A 15,972-nucleotide genomic window follows, 5' to 3' on the forward strand; every position below is an offset into this window, starting at 1 on the left:
TTCTTGCTTAGTGGACTAGACGGCAGAGATTGCTCCTCCGACAATTCTCTGGGCTCTGGGCTCTGGGCTCTGGGCTCTCTGGGCTCTCTGGGCTCTCTGGGCTCTCTGGGCTCTCTGGGCTCTCTGGGCTCTCTGGGCTCTCTGGGCTCTCTGGGCTCTCTGGGCTCTCTGGGTCGACTTGGCTTTTGGCCAAGTCGACCCAGACCTCCCCGACGCCACATTCTCGAATGGCAGAGAGATCCTGAGGCTCGGTCAGCAGGAAGCTGCCGCGCCAGAATGGGTGTCGAACCCAAGAGCCGGCGAGCTTGTGGATGTACATGCCGAGACGAAGCTCGGATACGGGAATGCGTTTTACCAACTTATTTTCCTTTCTGAGTTGGGTGGTTAGGCGTGCGCCGAGGCTGGCACCCAGCGGTAGAGCGGAGGTAAGGTCACGCCAAGATTCTTGGATCAGCCGGAACCGCCGAAATTTCCGTCAGCCGATCAACATGGCTTTGTCTCGCGCTCGGTCGATGCGTTCCTGCATCGCCTGCATGACTTCTTCGTGGGTGTACGACTTGGCGTTGGGGTCGTCGGCCTCTCGGAGAGCTTCCTCGACCTCGCGGGTCATCCGCGCATATTCTTCCGGCCACAGCGCTTGCTCCATGCGCAGCGACGCCTGCCCAAGCAGGTGCAGCAGGCCGAACAGCCGCATGTCATTGGTGGCGACGACGTGCTCTCGAATCCGCTCCTGGATCACCTCGCAGGCCCGATGCGCCTCTGGCGTCGCCGTGCCCTCGTAGCCGGCTGGGAGTTCTGCTTCTTCAGCGATTCGCGCCCAAGCGATAGCCAGCGCCTCGATGGTGGACAGGTTCATTTGCTCATCCACTTGCGCAGCAGACGCTTTTTCAGGGAGGCGCGCTCTTGCGGATTGCGTCCCTTGTGGTTGGCAATGCGATCCGCCGTGGCGGCCTGGCGCTTGATGGGCCAGTAGGAGCGGCCATCCTTACCCATCGACCAGACGTTGCTGACCTGGTTTTCCAGTAGAGGCAGATGGGCGCATAGAGCTTCCGGCGACGCGCTGGCCAGCGCGGTGCGCTCGTGAGTTCGCCAGCGCTGATGCCAGAGTTTCTTGTCCTCGCGCTCGCTACGGCAGGTCGTGTGCCCAACGATGGGCGTTTTGCGGCGGCTGCGGCTCATGATGTGGTTGTCTCCAAGAACATTCAGGACAGGCTTTCTGGGTAGAGCGCCGTCAACCGGGACAGGGTTTCTTGCACTTGTTCCAGCGAGGTCATCAGATGATCAACCTGATCCTGAAGATCCACGGCGAGATCAAATAGCTCAGCCACTCGGCTGCGTGATCCCTCGTTGAACGCGGCCATTGCCAGTTGATGCAGCTTCAACAGGTCGGTGCGCAGTTGCGGAGGTGCGCCGTCTGCGCTGTCATTCAAATCGCCGCGCAGCACGTCCACGGCATCGACTGCACGCAGCAGTGCCGTGGTATCGAAATTCTCGGGAGTCAGTTCGTCCCATTCGTCGTCGGTGATGCGGGCTGCCATCAGGAGAGCTCCGATTAAGCGGTTGCGAGCGTTAGATGCCCGATCGGCTCGGCTGCTGGCCGTACCTTGATTTCGATGTCGTAGCCGAGGCGATTCAGACAATCCATCAGCTTGCGTTCGGATAGATTGGTGAAGTCGCCGCGCATCATGCCCGACACCTTCGGTTGCGGGATGCCCATGCGTTTGGCCGCCGCTTGTTGAGTCAGCCCAAGGGCGCGCATGGCCCTCCTGATCTCGACCACCAGGCCGGTCTTGATCTTGAGCTTTTCAGCGTCAGGCAGTCCAAGGTCGGCAAAGACGTTGCCCGAGCTGCGCTGAACCTCGACGCCTTCAATAATTCGTTTTTGCATTTCGTAGCTCCTGTGCCAATACCTCGGCCACCTTCAGCCGAGCGCGGATGATGTCCATGTCGGCCTTTGGCGTGGCGATTCCGCTCTTGCTCTTCTTCTGGAAGCAGTGCAGGACGAACACCGCTTCCGCAAACTTGACCGTGTATACCGCTCGATAGGTGCCGCCGGCATCGTCTTCGACGACCTCCAGCACGCCGGCACCACCGAACCCCTTGAGCACCTTTGCTGCGTCATCCTGATCGCCTATCTGCGCCAACGAGAGCGCGTAACCGAAACGGCGACGCACGTCGGACGGCAACGCCATCAAATCCTTGTGGCTGCTCGCGATCCATTCGAGCGGTTTTTCTTTGTTTGTCATGACGGAATTTTATACCTGTTCAGGTAATGATGTAAACGCGGCAACCTCAAGGAGGTGTCGTAAAACATTTGTTTTGCGACAGGCTGTCAGCCGCCGCTGTGCTACCTGTGCAACACCCCCTCAAAAATGTACGGAAAACTCTATCGCTATTCACTATTATGCGGAAACCTGTTTTTGATGGTTATCCGCCTATGTTGGTTGGCTACATGCGCGTGTCGTCGGACTCCGACCGCCAGAGCACGGACTTGCAGCGCGACGCGCTGCTCGCCGCCGGCGTCGATCCGCGTCACCTGTTTGAGGATCGTGCCTCTGGCGCGAAGGATGACCGTGCCGGCTTGGCGCGGGCGCTTGAGTTCGTTCGAGCCGGCGATGTGCTGGTGGTGTGGAAACTCGACCGGCTCGGTCGCTCGCTGTCGCACCTGCTCGCCATTGTGACTTCGCTCAAGGACAAGCGGGTGGCGTTCCGCTCGCTGACAGAGAACCTGGACACTACGACGCCCTCGGGCGAATTCCTGTTCCAGGTGTTCGGTGCGCTCGCGCAGTACGAGCGCGCCTTGATTCAGGAGCGCGTCGTCGCGGGCTTGGCCGCCGCACGCAAACGCGGCCGGATCGGCGGCCGGCCGCAGGCGATCACTGGTGAGAAGCTGGACGCCATCGTCGCCGCGCTCGATGGCGGCATGTCTAAGGCGGCGGTGTGCCGCAACTTCAATGTCAAGCGCACTACGTTGATCGAAACATTGACGCGAGCAGGTTGGCGTGGTGCGGGAAGGACGGTCGATGAGCAACAAGAATAAGCTACTCACCGTCTTTTCTGACGCAGAGCAGGAAGCCTTGTACGGCCTACCGGACTTCGACGATGCTCAGCGGCTGGAATACCTGGCGTTGGCCGAATCTGAACTGGCGTTCGCCAGCAGCCGGCCTAGCCTGCAGGCCCAAGTCTATTGCGTCTTGCAGATCGGCTACTTCAAGGCCAAGCATGCTTTCTTCCGCTTCGATTGGCATGAGGTCGAGGACGATTGCGCCTTCGTGCTGAGTCGCTATTTCCACGGCGAAGCGTTCGAACGCAAGGCGATCACCAAGCATGAGCACTACAGCCAGAGGGGTCAGATCGCCGAACTGTTCGGCTACCGGTCGTGGGCGGCTAGCTTCCTGCCGCAACTGGCACAGCAGGCTGAACAGATCGTGCGGCGCGACGTAATGCCAGGATTCGTGGCCGCCGAACTGATCGTTTGGCTCAGCGAGCACAAAATCATCCGGCCCGGCCACACCACCTTACAAGAGCTGGTCAGTGAAGCCCTGTCCACCGAACGCAGGCGCTTGGGCGGCTTGCTGGCAGAAGTGTTGGACGAATCGGCCAAAGCTGCGCTGGGCCAGCTCCTGGTGCGTGACGACACCCTGTCTCAACTGGCAGCGCTCAAGCAGGACGCTAAAGATTTCGGCTGGCGTCAGATGGCAGGGGAGCGCGAGAAGCGCGCCACGCTGAAGTCCTTGCACGGGATCGCCAAGGCGCTGCTGCCCAAGCTCGGCATCTCGCAGCAGAACCTGCTGTACTACGCGAGCCTGGCGAACTTCTATACCGTCCATGACCTGCGCCACCTGAAGGCGGAGCAGACCCGGCTCTACCTGCTGTGCTATGCCTGGGTACGTTACCGGCAGCTCACCGACAACCTGGTCGACGCGATGGCCTTCCACATGAAAAAACTTGAGGACGAGAGCCGCACGGGTGCGAAACAGTCCTTTGTCGCCGAACAGCTGCGACGCCATCAGGAAACGCCGCAGGTTGGCCGCCTGCTGTCGCTGTACGTGGACGACAGCGTGGCCGATCCGACGCCGTTCGGCGAGGTGCGCCAACGCGCCTACAAAATCATGTCCAGGGAATTGCTGCAAAACACGGCGCAGCGCATGAGCGTCAAGCCACTGAACAAACTGGCGCTGCACTGGCAGGCGGTGGACGGCCTGGCCGAACGCATTCGACGCCATCTACGGCCGCTGTACGTCGCGCTCGACTTCGCCGGCACGGCCCCCGATAACCCATGGCTCGCGGCGCTGACTTGGGCCAAGAGCGTGTTCGCCAAGCAGCAGCGCCTATCACAACGGCCACTCGACGAATGTCCGGCGGCAACGCTGCCGAAACGCTTGCGTCCGTACCTGCTAATGTTCGATGCCGAAGGCACGCCGACAGGCCTGCATGCCGATCGTTACGAATTCTGGCTTTACCGTCAGGTCAGGAAACGCTTCCAGGCGGGCGAGCTCTACATTGACGATAGCTTGCAGCACCGGCATTTGTCCGACGAGTTGGTTTCGATGGACGAGAAAGCCGCCGTGCTCGCGCAGATGGACATCCCCTTCCTGCGGCAGCCGGTCAGTGCCCAGCTCGATGCACTGGCGACCGAGTTGCGTGCGCAATGGGTGGCGTTCAATCGCGAGCTGAAACAGGGCAAGCTGACGCACCTGGAATACGACAAGGACACGCAGAGACTGACCTGGCGCAAGCCCAAGGGGGAGAACCAGAAGGCGCGCGAGCAAGCTCTCTACGAGCAACTGCCATACTGCGATGTCGCCGACGTGTTTCGCTTCGTCAACGGCCAGTGCCAGTTCCTGTCGGCGCTGACACCATTGCAGCCACGCTATGCGAAGAAGGTAGCCGACGCCGACAGTCTGATGGCGGTGATCATTGCCCAAGCCATGAACCACGGCAACCAGGTTATGGCACGTACCAGCGACATCCCGTACCACGTCCTGGAGAGTACCTACCAGCAGTACCTGCGCCAGGCGACGCTACATGTGGCCAACGATTGCATCAGCAACGCCATCGCCGCACTGCCGATCTTCCCGCATTACTCGTTCGACCTCGATTCGTTGTACGGTGCCGTTGATGGGCAGAAATTCGGCGTCGAGCGACCAACTGTGAAGGCGCGCTACTCGCGCAAATATTTCGGCCGCGGCAAGGGCGTCGTCGCCTACACGCTGCTGTGCAATCACGTGCCGTTGAACGGCTACCTGATAGGCGCACACGAGTACGAGGCTCACCACGTGTTCGACATCTGGTACCGCAACACGTCGGACATCGTGCCGAGCGCGATCACCGGCGACATGCACAGCATCAACAAGGCCAACTTCGCCATCCTGCACTGGTTCGGACTTCGTTTCGAGCCGCGCTTCACCGACCTCGACGACCAGTTGCAGGAGCTGTATTGCGCCGATGATCTGGCATTGTACGAGAAATGCCTGATCCGGCCGGCTGGCCAGATCGACCGGCAACTCATCGTCGGTGAGAAGGCGAACATCGACCGAATCGTCGCCACACTGGGCCTGAAGGAAATGACGCAGGGCACGCTGATCCGCAAGCTGTGCACCTATACGGCGCCGAACCCGACGCGGCGCGCAATCTTCGAGTTCGACAAGCTCATCCGCAGTATCTACACACTGCGCTACCTGCGCGACCCGCAACTGGAGCGTAATGTTCACCGCTCGCAGAACCGCATTGAGTCCTATCACCAGCTACGCTCGACCATCGCCCAAGTCGGTGGGAAGAAGGAATTGACCGGCCGCACCGACATCGAAATCGAGATCAGCAACCAGTGCGCCAGGCTGATCGGCAACGCGATCATCTTCTACAACTCGGCGATCCTGTCCCTGCTGCTGACGAAGTACGAGGCAGCTGGCAATGCCAAGGCGCTGGCGTTGATCACGCAGATGTCGCCAGCGGCCTGGCGGCACATCCTGCTGAACGGGCATTACACCTTCCAGACTGACGGCAAGTTCATCGACCTGGATGCGCTCGTGGCGGGACTGGAGCTGGGCTGACGGAAATTTCTGGGATTCCGGCGTACAACCCCGTAAAATAGAAGAGTGAGCACTTGATTTGCTGGTGCTTTCAAACAACGGTGTTGTTTTTTTAACAGCCGAACTGGAAAGGGAGGCTGAGCTGCTCAGTGATCACTTTATCCGTTGGCTGATTTACGCCGGCATGTTCGCTACAGGCACTGAACGACAACGCAGATGGTATGGTCTGTGCGTTCTGACTCGTCAAGGATCGGCCAATGGATCGTTTGTCTAATTTGCTCTCGCGGTTCGGCGTGCGGGCCAATCTGTTCTATGACGGCGACCTATGCGGCTCTGCATCTTACGATGGCGCCGAGCGGCGAGGTTATATCCATCTGCTTCAGGCCGGCAGCGTGACGTTGCTTGGTCCCGATCGCAAGGATTTGCAGCTCACTCGCCCTAGCTTGATTTTTATGCCACGCCCCGCCAAGCATCAATTGTTTGCGGGTGAGTCCGATGGCGCAAAGTTGTTGTGTGCTTCCATGGAGTTTGAGGGCGGAATTGATAATCCTTTGTCGGCTTCATTACCGGACTGTTTGGTGCTCGCACTCGATGATCTGCCCATGCTGGCAGACACGTTGGAGTGGATGTTTGCCGAGGCGGCAAATGTGCATTGTGGAAGGGAAGCCGCGCTTGAGCGCTTATTTGAGCTCCTAATCATTCTGTTGCTCCGTTACCTGCTCGATCATCACCAGTTGCGCACCGGAATGATGGCTGGACTGGCCGACATGCGGCTTGCCCGATCGCTTTTACAGATGCACAACTCCCCGGAACATGCCTGGTCAATAGCAGAGCTGGCCAGTGAGTCAAATATGTCACGCGCTGCGTATGCCGTGCATTTCAAGAGTGTCATCGGACAGACGCCTGCTGATTATTTGTTGAGTTGGCGAGTTAGCCTGGCTCAGAAGCTGATGCGAGAAGGGCGCTCGATTACGCTGATTGCAGCTCAAGTCGGCTACGAAAGTCCTTCGGCGCTGTCTCGCGCATTTAGACGCAAGACGGGGTTGAGCCCTCGTGACTGGTTGAAAGATCTGGCGGGGGAAAATGATGGCAAAAAGGCCTAAGGCATTACTGCCTTAAGCCATTGAAAAAATTATGCATTAATTTTACGTTTTTCCAGTTCAACCAGCGAATGGCCTGCCACAAATATCGAAACAGCAAGCAACCCTAAGTCTTTAAGCAGAAACTGACCTGGCGCAACGGAAATCGCCGGAAACCCTAAACTAGGCTCAATGACGCCCGGAGTGGAAAACATAAAGCTAAGGGTTGTGAAGAACAGGCCTGCAGACAGAGCGCCTCCTACCACGGATAGTTTGGGCGACAGCATGCGGCCTGCGATCAGAGTGCCGATCGAAATCTCTAGTATGCCGAGCAGGCTGGAGAACATGTCGACCGAAAAAATGCTATACACCCATCCCAAAAGCGGGCTGTTGCTCACCAGTGGAACCAGGCCCTCGGCCTCGTAGTGGGTAAATTTCATGCCGCCGAACCAGAAGTAAATAATAGCGAGAGCCAAGTACGCGCCATAGATACCTAGCCCCATAGTTTTGGTTCCAAGCGTTAAGTGGGCCTGTACGCTGGACTTCGAGTTTTCAATGCCTATGGTTTTCATGTCTGAGCTTCCAGTAGTGAGTGAGAGTGTGTTGGCTGCCGAACGCCGTATGCGTTGGCGATGAGATGATTATGGCTGGCATCTCTAATCAAGAGGCATCAGAAAGTATTGATTTCAGTGCAGATCGTCTTGGGCGGTGCAATTCGCGATGAAGGGATCGCCGTGGAGAGCGATGAGTGCACTATTTCGATAAAGGAGTCGTTTTACATAGGTCGATGAAGCGCGTTGCGGCATCGCCTACTGTCATTTCTCAAATCTGACTATGGGGCTTGGGGCGAAGGGCGGCACTGACTAGGCTTAGAACAGCTACCAACTAGCCGCGCGGCCGCGATGCACAAAGAATGGTAACTGAGCCGTGAGTGCGGTGGGCGCCCGCATTTATTTCCAAACCCTACAGATACATCGATCTTCGACTTCAACCGGGCAGATAGCTGTTGCAGCAAGCCTATCAATCGACTTTGACGTGTTAAAGAGGATAGGTTTTCCAGGGTTGGGGAACAGCATGCCCTGCAGAACGACACACGTCACTTTTGTTAAATTAATAAGCTAGCTACCTATTGGGCATAACCTTGCAATTTGCTTCAATTTACGCACATGCACTTGCGACCTCAAAATGCAACGTAAGCCCCGAATATCTCCATTATTGTCGCCGCCAGCCTTAGTTACAGCTGCTATGATGAATGAGATCGAAAACTGAAATCCCCCACTAGAATTGTTGACTGGAGTCAAAATGAATAAAAAGCGGCCGGTTAATCTTGATATTCGAACCATTCAGCTTCCTCTCACGGCGCTTACATCGATTCTGCACCGGATTTCAGGAATTATGCTCTTTATTTTTCTGGGACTGATACTGTATATGCTGAGCAAATCGTTGGAGTCAGAAAAGGGTTTTAATGAAGTCAAGGAGATTTTTTCTTCACCTTTCGGCAAAGTTAGTTTCTGGTTGGTATACTCTTCATTTATTTATCATCTCGTAGCCGGAATTCGACACCTAGTTATGGATGTGGGTGTTGGTCATACTTTGAAAGGCAGCAATCGCGCCTCTACTATTGTTTTAGTAGTGTCGGGTGTTTTAATGGTTGCTGGCGCCGTATGGATTTGGTAGCTGTGGAGTCGTAATGCGTATTTACAAGGACTAAAAGCGTCCTTTAAAGCTAACTTACGAAAGTATTTATAATCGACGGTTCACGCTTAAACGGTTGAATCCTTTCGGGCTTCCGAATAGCTGTTAGCTGAAAGCTATCATGAGCTAAGTTTTCTGTGCATCATCAAATGTGTTAATGGGAGCGCCATAGTACTAGGTACAAATATGGCTCTAGGACAATGTTAGATGTTTTGGATTTTGAGGCGGATCGCTCTTATCGAAGATCGTCTAATTCGCTCTGAAGCGCAGGTTTTTTGAAACTATCACCTGGTTGGCACACTGTGCGAATCAACATCAGATATGAGAAAGCCAATCAGGTGAACACTACCCTCGAGGGCTCATCTGTCCAGTTAAAGCCTCGAGTCTTTCTGGGTGCGCAAAAGACAAGAAGGTTATATGGGAAAATTATGAGGCCTGGATACCATGCGTCATGGGCGTGCCGATGCTGTGAGTGACAGAGCGAGAAGCAAGTGAAAGTCCCTGAAGTAGGGGCGGGATGCGCCCGAGTGGCATTTTTTGTCTTAAGGTAGATCGCGTAGCTGTTCTTCAGAATAATCTTCAGAGCGTTGACGACAGCCATCGCTGTGCATTCCTCAAGAATAGAATGTGTCGGAAGGGTGGCGTCATTGGTGTTAGTCATCGCTTAGGATTTCTCAATCTGGCTTACACGGGCGCCTGTACCGATATCCCCGCGGATGGCGACGTATCGATGTTGAATTCCTCGCCAGACGAAGTGCAATGAGCTGCGGCTATAGGCTTGCGCAGCCTTAGATAGCCGGCCGTCGCAGGCGCGCCGGTTGGCCGGGATCTTCTTCTGCCCGTCAGGTGTCCGGTCGGAACTCCAGCACGAACGCTACGACCTTTTCGGCGGACATTTCGCACGGCTTCAACAATGTCCTATCTGATGTAACGCGGAAGAGGTTGAAGCTGACAATGTCAGTCCCGTCCAACTCCCTGGCGAACAGACTGTTGCGACGTCCGTCCCCAGATCGCCGGACGATCAAGCTGAAACGCCGGCCTTCATAAGTCCCTTCTCTGTATCCCTCCGCAAGCTTCGCGAAAGCGGCATCGAACTCGGAATGCTCCATGTCATCCATCCTTATTGATAGAACAGAGGCGCGGCGGGTGCGAGACCGCCAGTGCCGGGTCGCGCTAAGGTGCCGGGCAGATTCCTGCAGCCGACGAGGCCCGGGGTGGGCAGGATAATTGAGATGTCGGCGCCCGCATGGCTATCAGCGAAGTCGTCCGTCCAGTCTGCTAGGCAACGTCCACGCCTTTCCAGAAAGCGATGTAATCCCGGATACCCTCGGCATCCGGAGTGGGGGCGGGATAGGTCCAAGCGGCGTTCACGTTGAGCGCGTCACCCGCGCGAACATGAAAGAAGCGCGCGGCGCCTTTGATCGGACAGACAGATGTGTGCGGGCTCATCTCAAGCAGGCTCAGGTCGACTCCTGACGGTGGGAAGTAGTGATTTCCCTCGACGATGACTGTTTCGTCGCTTGTGGCGATAGTAGTGTCTTTCCAGATGGCTGAGACCAACGGACTCTCCTTTTGTATTCATCAACCGGCGAAGGCTCGCGGGCTGGCTGCCCCAAGCCGCACCTCCTCAGGTGGCAGGCGGGTTGCGCCCGAGAAGTTTGTCGAGCTCGCCTCTGACATCGAGCGCGAATAGCTCATCGGAGCCACCGATAAGGGTGCCATTGATGAAGATCTGCGGCACGGAGCTTCGCCCCGACGCTTCCGCCATGGCCTGCCGGTGAGCCGGATCCGCCTCAATATCGAGCTCCTTCCATCGCACGCCCTTTTCCTTGAGGAGCGCCTTCGCTCGGCGGCAGAACGGGCACCAATTCGTGGTGTACAGCAATACATCAGTTGTCATATTGCATCTCCGGCAGTTGCACGCGGATCGCTGTCATGGCGTTGATCTCCAATTCGCGGCGTTCAAAGATGGCGACTGCACCTTGGCCGACATCGGAGCAGATGCTGACGATTGGCCGCTATCCAGGCGACATGGCCCAAAGTGCTTTCACCGCCAGGCAGAGGCCGCACGCGCCTCCTGTAGCGCCGAGCCGATGCTCTAAGGTAACCGAGCCTCGATTGGGACGGAAGCGGTCCCGCTCGAATCGCCCATCATGCTGGTCGAGCATATCAGGACGACGGATAGTGCAGGAACTTTCAAATTGAGCTTGATGTCGAGCCAGGTATCGCGAGCGAAGGCGTTCTAGAGGCCGGGGGGTACGAAGACTGTGTTCGGCAAAACGGTTCACGTTGATCGCCAAAGCTTCCCAGGGCGCACGTCTACGATCGGCGCGACGTGAGATAGCTCGCGCCGCTAGCCCCCGTAGCGCTCCGTCTTGATGATGGAGGCGTCCAAGCCCGCCAGCAGCGCGCTATCGGTTGCGATGTTGACGAATCCGTTAGACCCGCAGACGAACACTTGCGTCGGCTTTCCCTGAAGCCTGGTTAGAATTTCTTGGACCATCATGCCGTCGATCCGTCGCGCAAAGTCCGATGCGCGAACCGGTTTCTCGCGCGTAATCGCGAGCGCCAGGACGAACGCCGGATCGCTGATTTCGATGCAATGAAGTTCTTCTGAGAAGAGAACGTCCTCGGCGGTTCGTGCGGACAGGAGCAACGCTGTCGGAACGGCTTGGGCCAATGCGCGGCGCTGCCGGATCATTGCCATCAACGGCACGAGGCCGGAGCCTCCCCCGATCAACAGAACCGGATCTATGGCAGGCTCAGGCCAAAGGAAATGGCCACCGAGCGGACCGCGAACTTCGATTTCGTCACCAATCGCCGCGATGTCGTGAAAAAACGGCGAAACTTCGGCATCCGGCATGCGCTCGATAGCTATCTCGACGATCGGGGTCGAAACTGCCGATGACGCGATCGAGTAGCTGCGCATTGCACTGTAGCCGTCGGGCGCGGTCAGCCGGATATCGACGTGCTGACCTGCGGTGTGCGCGAACGGCTTGCTCAACCGAAGGAAGAAGCTCTTGATACTCGGTGTTTGCTGGATGATGTCGTCGATCACGCATGATTGCCACGAACGGACTTGCGCTTCGTTTTCAGTCATGGGTGTATCGTTGTTCGCGCCACGGATCGCCGTAGATGTGATAGCCGTGCAGCTCCCAAAAGCCGGCCTCGTCACGCGTCGTGAATTGCAGCGCATTCACCCATTTGGCGGATTTCCAGAAGTAAAGGTGCGGCACTAGAAGACGCGCCGGCCCCCCATGATCGCGGGAAAGTGGCTTGCCCGCATAACTGAGGGCGACCATCGCTTTCCCGGAAAGCAGATCCGTCAGAGGGACGTTTGTCGAATAATTATCGTAGCAGTGCGCCAAGACGAAATCGGTAGGCCGATCAAGCTCTGCATCTGCAAGGATGTCTTCAATGAGTACACCCTCCCAAACGGTATCCAGTTTGGACCAAGAGGTGACGCAGTGAATATCCTTTGTCACCTGGGTCTTTGGTAGAGTGTTGAATTCGCCCCAATTCCACGTTTTGACGGGCTTCGGACCAATTTTGACTGTGAATTTCCAGTCGGAGGGCTCTACCCTCGGCGTAGGGCCGGCCGACAGAACAGGGAAATCCTCCACCAGATGCTGACCTGGCGGAATCCGATCGGACTGGTCGCCTGAACCGCGACCGGTGAAACCTCTGGTGACCATAGTGACCCCTCTTGCTCGATACGGCAGACCGAAGCCGGCCTTCATTTCAGTACTCTGCGTAAAGCATTTGCCCGCACATCCGCCGAATAAGCCAATCGACTAAAAATCAGATACAGATGCTCTATCATCGTAAAAAATCGCGTATCGAACATAGCGTCAGGCCAGCATGATTCCCAATACCCAATGGCTATAGGGTAGATAACCCCAAGGCTGCGTACGCTGATCTGCGGTATGCGGAGCGGAAGTTGCAGGTTCGCTCTCAAACGGATGGGCAGCGTGCAAAGCTCAAGGCTCACCAGCGCATGGTTGCCCAGTTCGCGCTCGCCGGCAGCTTGAGTATATTAAGGACGAAATGTCGATCTGATCTATTCTGGCTTCAGGAAATAGGGAAAATAAGGTCGGACGTTCGCGCACCGTCGCGACGCGCGATCATCCACTAAGCTTCTGTATCGGGGTTGGAGGATCAGATGAACGAGATCGAACGACAAGCGCCTGAGCTGCGGGTGCAAAAATGGATTGGCAAAGATGGGGAAAGTATCGCGCCGTTCAAACTGTCAGATATCGGGCCCGGCCCGAAAATCTTGTTTGCCTTCCAGCATTGGTGCCAAGGTTGCCATTTGCATGGGTTTCCGACGCTACAAAAGTTGCATGCAGCGTTGAGCTCAAAAGACGTGGGGTTCGCAGTGATCCAGACCGTCTTCGAAGGAACGCATGAGAATACCTTCGAGAAGTTGCGCGTGAACCAGCTCAAGTATGAGCTTCCTATCGTTTTCGGTCACGACGAGCAACCGACCGGCTCGCCGTTTCCAACCTTCATGGAAGACTACCGCACACGAGGAACTCCGTGGTTTACGGTTATCGACGCTGGCGGTAGCATTGTTTTCTCGGACTTCCATCTCGACGCGGAGCGACTAGTGAAGCAACTTGAGCAAGGTTAATCGTTGGAAGGTGGGCAATCATCCTGATTGCCACCCATCCCCTGATGCCCACTACAGGCGTTGCGCGCTGTAACTCTGTTGATCAGCGTGCGAAAACCCGGATCCGGATAGGAGGAGCGTCAACGATTGAATCAATCCGTTGGGAGAGGGCGGCTCCGCTCCGTCAGCTCGGCAATAGATAACCCATTCTCGCCGAGCAACTCTCTGATCCGATCGACGATATGAGCCCCTAGCGCCGCTGTCTTGGTCCCCCCCACAGATTCCCAAGATGCGAGTTCACACGCCGATACCTCGTGGTCAGCGCCGAAGTGCTTCTGTCGGTATGTCACCGCCGCCCTTCAATGATAAAGGCGCGGTAACGGGAACCGGCAAAGCGTTGAGCAGCGATGGTTTGGTAGGCGGGACTGTCATACCAGTCGCGAGCGGCCTGCATCGTCGGGAAACGCAAGATTACGGCCCCTTCGATGGGCGGCCCCTCCAAATGCTGGATCGCGCCATAAGCGGCGAGAAAGGTAACGTCGTGACCATCGAACGATGGTCCGACGCCTGCAGAATAGGTTGCGAGTGCATGTGGGTCGCTGGTTTCTTCCCGCGTAAAGACGACGAACGCTTCCATCATTAGGCCTCTCAAAGGTTGGATCTGTTGGCCATTACCACCGGTGATGGCCTCACAGTCGTCAGGCTGGCAACTGGAACCCGATTTTCATGAGTGCCTCGACGCACGCATCCTGATCCTGCTGATAGTTGCCTCCGGAGATGCCTATGCCGCCGATCAACTTCCCATCCTCCAGAATCGGATAACCGCCGCCGACAGCGACCATCCGAGGGCGATAGGCTAGCGGCGCCACTTTTGGATCGTTGGTCACATAGTCGTTCCAGACATGGGTCGGGAACCCAAACGAGGCGGAACTCCAGGCCTTGTCGATGGCAACATCGACGGTAAGGAACGGCGCATCGTCGGTGCGCTCGAACGCGCGCAGGTTACCGGTGGCGTCGACGACGGCGACGGCAGCCGGGATGCCGATGGCACGGGCCGCAGCGAGCGCCGCGTCGATGAGGGCGACTGCGGTTTCGCGGTTGATCGAGGCGGTGGCAATAGATTTGGTCATGGGATTCTCATCGCTGGGGCATAACCCGTTCGGCTTTTTGAGGTTGGACAAGATGTTTGGCGATCGCGGTCGTTAGAAGCCTTCGAGGACGATCTTGCCTTTAGCCGCGCCACTTTCGATCAGTGCATGCACCGTCTTCAGATTGGCGGCATTGATCGGCGACAGTCGCCGGGTCAGCGTCGTGCGGATTTTGCCGTCGTCAACCAGCGCTGCCATCGCATCCAGAATCTCGCCCTGCTCATTCATGTCGGGCGTGCCGTAGATCGACCGCGTGAACATCAGCTCGTGGTGGATCGACACCGCCTTGCGCTTGAAAACCATGATATCGAATGCCTTGGGATCGTCGATCAGTCCGAACCGTCCTTGTGGGGCGATCAGTTCGGCGATGTCGGCGACATGTTGCTCGGTATGTGTGGTCGAAAAGACGAAAGCGGGAGCACCGATGCCGAGTTCGGCGATCTGTGGCGCGAGCGGACGAGAATGGTCGATGACGTGGTGAGCTCCAAGCCCTCTTACCCACTCTTGGGTTTCCGGTCGAGAGGCTGTGGCGATGACGGTGAGGTCCGTGCGCTGTCGCGCGATCTGGACGGCGATCGACCCAACCCCGCCCGCGCCACCGATGATGAGGATCGCCTCCGCCGCACCGGGTACGGGCTTCGCCACGTCCAGGCGGTCGAACATCGCCTCCCAGGCCGTCAACGTCGTCAGCGGCAGCGCCGCCGCTTCCGCCCAGGAGAGCGACGCAGGTTTGTGACCGACAATCCGGGCGTCGACGAGATGGAACTCCGCATTGGTACCGGGCCGTGTGATCGATCCGGCATAATAGACCTCGTCGCCTAACTCGAACTGCGTGACGTCGGGGCCGACCTCGCGCACAATCCCGGCGGCATCCCATCCCAGCACCTTCCAATCGCCATCTGCCGGCGGCGTGCTGTTGCGGACCTTGTAGTCGACCGGGTTGACCGAGACGGCCTTCACCTCAACCAGGATATCGTATCCTGCAGCGACAGGCCGAGGCAGATTGATGTCGACCAGCGCGGCATCCGCGGCGATGGGTCCCGGAACCTTGTAACCAATGGCTTTCATAAATGTCTCCAGCTTGCTTGATCGGATGACGCGAATGCTCGTTAGTCAACTTCTTCTACATTGAGGTCCCGACTCTTGAACTGGGTCGCGGTAGCAGATTTCATCGAACGCGTCGATCAACAGGCCCTTATGCTCGGTCGCCGGATCGGTGATCGCGTAGAGGGTGGAGGCGTTATCGCCATCATCACCGCTTCCGAGGCGAAACGCCGCGTCGACGCAGATGCCGCACGGACCGATGGTTGATCCTGGCTCGAGATCGACGAGATTGCTGTCCTTGACGCGCTATTCGCGGTCTTAGCCCTTGGCGATGAAGGACTGAACTGCTTGTAGAGCGTCGG

At 57.2% G+C, this 15,972-nt stretch carries 21 protein-coding genes; 6 read left to right on the forward strand and 15 right to left on the reverse strand.

Features of this window, described 5'->3' with window-relative positions:
- Positions 1 to 7: 7 nt before the first annotated feature.
- The 6 genes from AC19YT_RS19835 to AC19YT_RS19860 all read right to left on the reverse strand — a co-directional run bounded on the left by AC19YT_RS19835 (position 8) and on the right by AC19YT_RS19860 (position 2,246).
- Positions 8 to 319 carry a DUF3391 domain-containing protein gene (locus AC19YT_RS19835; protein WP_457926806.1) on the reverse strand — a complete coding sequence of 104 codons (312 nt, stop codon included), beginning with the start codon at positions 317 to 319 and terminating at the stop codon, positions 8 to 10.
- A gap of 156 nt (positions 320 to 475) precedes the next feature.
- On the reverse strand, positions 476 to 856 hold the full coding sequence (locus tag AC19YT_RS19840; protein WP_001054412.1) for a hypothetical protein: 381 nt from the start codon (positions 854 to 856) through the stop codon (positions 476 to 478).
- The gene (locus AC19YT_RS19845) at positions 853 to 1,179 is read right to left on the reverse strand and encodes a hypothetical protein (protein ID WP_000091614.1); all 327 of its coding nucleotides are present in this window, start codon (positions 1,177 to 1,179) and stop codon (positions 853 to 855) included. The genes AC19YT_RS19840 and AC19YT_RS19845 overlap by 4 nt, the downstream gene beginning before the upstream one ends.
- A 23-nt stretch (positions 1,180 to 1,202) precedes the next feature.
- The gene (locus AC19YT_RS19850; protein WP_000741275.1) at positions 1,203 to 1,538 is read right to left on the reverse strand and encodes a hypothetical protein; all 336 of its coding nucleotides are present in this window, start codon (positions 1,536 to 1,538) and stop codon (positions 1,203 to 1,205) included.
- Positions 1,539 to 1,552: 14 nt separating this feature from the next.
- Positions 1,553 to 1,888: a helix-turn-helix domain-containing protein gene (locus tag AC19YT_RS19855; protein ID WP_001172026.1), complete on the reverse strand. Its 336-nt coding sequence runs from the start codon at positions 1,886 to 1,888 to the stop codon at positions 1,553 to 1,555.
- Complete coding sequence (locus AC19YT_RS19860; RefSeq protein ID WP_033955292.1) at positions 1,869 to 2,246, reverse strand: type II toxin-antitoxin system RelE/ParE family toxin; 378 nt, start codon at positions 2,244 to 2,246, stop codon at positions 1,869 to 1,871. The genes AC19YT_RS19855 and AC19YT_RS19860 overlap by 20 nt, the downstream gene beginning before the upstream one ends.
- Positions 2,247 to 2,437: 191 nt before the next feature.
- On the opposite strand from AC19YT_RS19860, the gene AC19YT_RS19865 reads away from it, so the two are divergent.
- The 3 genes from AC19YT_RS19865 (at position 2,438) to AC19YT_RS19875 (ending at position 7,135) form a co-directional block, all read left to right on the forward strand.
- Positions 2,438 to 3,040 (forward strand): recombinase family protein, encoded by a 603-nt coding sequence (locus AC19YT_RS19865; protein ID WP_010465829.1) that lies wholly within the window; start codon positions 2,438 to 2,440, stop codon positions 3,038 to 3,040.
- Positions 3,024 to 6,053, forward strand: coding sequence for a Tn3 family transposase (locus tag AC19YT_RS19870; protein ID WP_024015041.1), 3,030 nt, complete (start codon positions 3,024 to 3,026; stop codon positions 6,051 to 6,053). The genes AC19YT_RS19865 and AC19YT_RS19870 overlap by 17 nt, the downstream gene beginning before the upstream one ends.
- Positions 6,054 to 6,289: 236 nt before the next feature.
- The gene (locus AC19YT_RS19875) at positions 6,290 to 7,135 is read left to right on the forward strand and encodes an AraC family transcriptional regulator (protein WP_003464995.1); all 846 of its coding nucleotides are present in this window, start codon (positions 6,290 to 6,292) and stop codon (positions 7,133 to 7,135) included.
- Between the two features lie 29 nt (positions 7,136 to 7,164).
- Here AC19YT_RS19875 and AC19YT_RS19880 read toward each other — a convergent pair whose 3' ends face one another.
- A complete protein-coding gene (locus AC19YT_RS19880; protein ID WP_003464991.1) occupies positions 7,165 to 7,683 on the reverse strand; it encodes a YkgB family protein in 519 nt (172 codons plus the stop codon).
- Between the two features lie 730 nt (positions 7,684 to 8,413).
- Here AC19YT_RS19880 and sdhC point away from each other — a divergent pair.
- On the forward strand, positions 8,414 to 8,788 hold the full coding sequence (gene sdhC, locus AC19YT_RS19885) for a succinate dehydrogenase, cytochrome b556 subunit (RefSeq protein ID WP_005005993.1): 375 nt from the start codon (positions 8,414 to 8,416) through the stop codon (positions 8,786 to 8,788).
- An 860-nt stretch (positions 8,789 to 9,648) separates the two neighbouring features.
- Here the strand turns inward: sdhC and AC19YT_RS19890 are convergent.
- The 5 genes from AC19YT_RS19890 to AC19YT_RS19910 all read right to left on the reverse strand — a co-directional run bounded on the left by AC19YT_RS19890 (position 9,649) and on the right by AC19YT_RS19910 (position 12,546).
- Positions 9,649 to 9,915 carry a hypothetical protein gene (locus tag AC19YT_RS19890; RefSeq protein ID WP_003464988.1) on the reverse strand — a complete coding sequence of 89 codons (267 nt, stop codon included), beginning with the start codon at positions 9,913 to 9,915 and terminating at the stop codon, positions 9,649 to 9,651.
- A 169-nt stretch (positions 9,916 to 10,084) separates the two neighbouring features.
- Complete coding sequence (locus AC19YT_RS19895) at positions 10,085 to 10,366, reverse strand: DUF427 domain-containing protein (RefSeq protein WP_003464986.1); 282 nt, start codon at positions 10,364 to 10,366, stop codon at positions 10,085 to 10,087.
- A 67-nt stretch (positions 10,367 to 10,433) separates the two neighbouring features.
- Positions 10,434 to 10,706, reverse strand: coding sequence for a glutaredoxin 3 (grxC, locus tag AC19YT_RS19900; protein ID WP_005005995.1), 273 nt, complete (start codon positions 10,704 to 10,706; stop codon positions 10,434 to 10,436).
- A gap of 453 nt (positions 10,707 to 11,159) precedes the next feature.
- Positions 11,160 to 11,906, reverse strand: a complete 747-nt coding sequence (locus AC19YT_RS19905) for a ferredoxin reductase (protein ID WP_002118292.1) — start codon at positions 11,904 to 11,906, stop codon at positions 11,160 to 11,162.
- Positions 11,899 to 12,546, reverse strand: a complete 648-nt coding sequence (locus AC19YT_RS19910; protein ID WP_002118288.1) for a sulfite oxidase-like oxidoreductase — start codon at positions 12,544 to 12,546, stop codon at positions 11,899 to 11,901. Before AC19YT_RS19910 ends, AC19YT_RS19905 begins: the two co-directional genes overlap by 8 nt.
- A 422-nt stretch (positions 12,547 to 12,968) precedes the next feature.
- Between AC19YT_RS19910 and AC19YT_RS19915 the strand changes: the two genes are divergently transcribed.
- Positions 12,969 to 13,439: a TlpA family protein disulfide reductase gene (locus AC19YT_RS19915; RefSeq protein ID WP_003464979.1), complete on the forward strand. Its 471-nt coding sequence runs from the start codon at positions 12,969 to 12,971 to the stop codon at positions 13,437 to 13,439.
- 325 nt (positions 13,440 to 13,764) lie between these two features.
- Here the strand turns inward: AC19YT_RS19915 and AC19YT_RS19920 are convergent, their stop codons facing one another.
- The 3 genes from AC19YT_RS19920 to AC19YT_RS19930 all read right to left on the reverse strand — a co-directional run bounded on the left by AC19YT_RS19920 (position 13,765) and on the right by AC19YT_RS19930 (position 15,634).
- Entirely contained in the window at positions 13,765 to 14,058 is a 294-nt protein-coding gene (locus AC19YT_RS19920) for a DUF1330 domain-containing protein (protein WP_010591688.1), read from the reverse strand.
- Between the two features lie 58 nt (positions 14,059 to 14,116).
- A complete protein-coding gene (locus AC19YT_RS19925; RefSeq protein WP_005006001.1) occupies positions 14,117 to 14,548 on the reverse strand; it encodes a GlcG/HbpS family heme-binding protein in 432 nt (143 codons plus the stop codon).
- A gap of 72 nt (positions 14,549 to 14,620) precedes the next feature.
- Positions 14,621 to 15,634 (reverse strand): zinc-binding alcohol dehydrogenase family protein, encoded by a 1,014-nt coding sequence (locus AC19YT_RS19930; protein WP_002118279.1) that lies wholly within the window; start codon positions 15,632 to 15,634, stop codon positions 14,621 to 14,623.
- A gap of 75 nt (positions 15,635 to 15,709) precedes the next feature.
- On the opposite strand from AC19YT_RS19930, the gene AC19YT_RS19935 reads away from it, so the two are divergent.
- Positions 15,710 to 15,877, forward strand: a complete 168-nt coding sequence (locus AC19YT_RS19935; RefSeq protein WP_192909206.1) for a hypothetical protein — start codon at positions 15,710 to 15,712, stop codon at positions 15,875 to 15,877.
- Positions 15,878 to 15,972: the final 95 nt, after the last annotated feature.

Source organism: Pseudomonas sp. MF08875 (assembly GCF_059862525.1).

Bases quoted from the DNA above. Each gene is read 5' to 3' on its own strand.
- AC19YT_RS19835 (WP_457926806.1), bottom strand. From the start codon at position 319: ATGTACATCCACAAGCTCGCCGGCTCTTGGGTTCGACACCCATTCTGG.
- AC19YT_RS19840 (WP_001054412.1), bottom strand. From the start codon at position 856: ATGAACCTGTCCACCATCGAGGCGCTGGCTATCGCTTGGGCGCGAATC.
- AC19YT_RS19845 (WP_000091614.1), bottom strand. From the start codon at position 1,179: ATGAGCCGCAGCCGCCGCAAAACGCCCATCGTTGGGCACACGACCTGC.
- AC19YT_RS19850 (WP_000741275.1), bottom strand. From the start codon at position 1,538: ATGGCAGCCCGCATCACCGACGACGAATGGGACGAACTGACTCCCGAG.
- AC19YT_RS19855 (WP_001172026.1), bottom strand. From the start codon at position 1,888: ATGCAAAAACGAATTATTGAAGGCGTCGAGGTTCAGCGCAGCTCGGGC.
- AC19YT_RS19860 (WP_033955292.1), bottom strand. From the start codon at position 2,246: ATGACAAACAAAGAAAAACCGCTCGAATGGATCGCGAGCAGCCACAAG.
- AC19YT_RS19865 (WP_010465829.1), top strand. From the start codon at position 2,438: ATGTTGGTTGGCTACATGCGCGTGTCGTCGGACTCCGACCGCCAGAGC.
- AC19YT_RS19870 (WP_024015041.1), top strand. From the start codon at position 3,024: ATGAGCAACAAGAATAAGCTACTCACCGTCTTTTCTGACGCAGAGCAG.
- AC19YT_RS19875 (WP_003464995.1), top strand. From the start codon at position 6,290: ATGGATCGTTTGTCTAATTTGCTCTCGCGGTTCGGCGTGCGGGCCAAT.
- AC19YT_RS19880 (WP_003464991.1), bottom strand. From the start codon at position 7,683: ATGAAAACCATAGGCATTGAAAACTCGAAGTCCAGCGTACAGGCCCAC.
- sdhC (WP_005005993.1), top strand. From the start codon at position 8,414: ATGAATAAAAAGCGGCCGGTTAATCTTGATATTCGAACCATTCAGCTT.
- AC19YT_RS19890 (WP_003464988.1), bottom strand. From the start codon at position 9,915: ATGGAGCATTCCGAGTTCGATGCCGCTTTCGCGAAGCTTGCGGAGGGA.
- grxC (WP_005005995.1), bottom strand. From the start codon at position 10,706: ATGACAACTGATGTATTGCTGTACACCACGAATTGGTGCCCGTTCTGC.
- AC19YT_RS19905 (WP_002118292.1), bottom strand. From the start codon at position 11,906: ATGACTGAAAACGAAGCGCAAGTCCGTTCGTGGCAATCATGCGTGATC.
- AC19YT_RS19910 (WP_002118288.1), bottom strand. From the start codon at position 12,546: ATGAAGGCCGGCTTCGGTCTGCCGTATCGAGCAAGAGGGGTCACTATG.
- AC19YT_RS19915 (WP_003464979.1), top strand. From the start codon at position 12,969: ATGAACGAGATCGAACGACAAGCGCCTGAGCTGCGGGTGCAAAAATGG.
- AC19YT_RS19920 (WP_010591688.1), bottom strand. From the start codon at position 14,058: ATGATGGAAGCGTTCGTCGTCTTTACGCGGGAAGAAACCAGCGACCCA.
- AC19YT_RS19925 (WP_005006001.1), bottom strand. From the start codon at position 14,548: ATGACCAAATCTATTGCCACCGCCTCGATCAACCGCGAAACCGCAGTC.
- AC19YT_RS19930 (WP_002118279.1), bottom strand. From the start codon at position 15,634: ATGAAAGCCATTGGTTACAAGGTTCCGGGACCCATCGCCGCGGATGCC.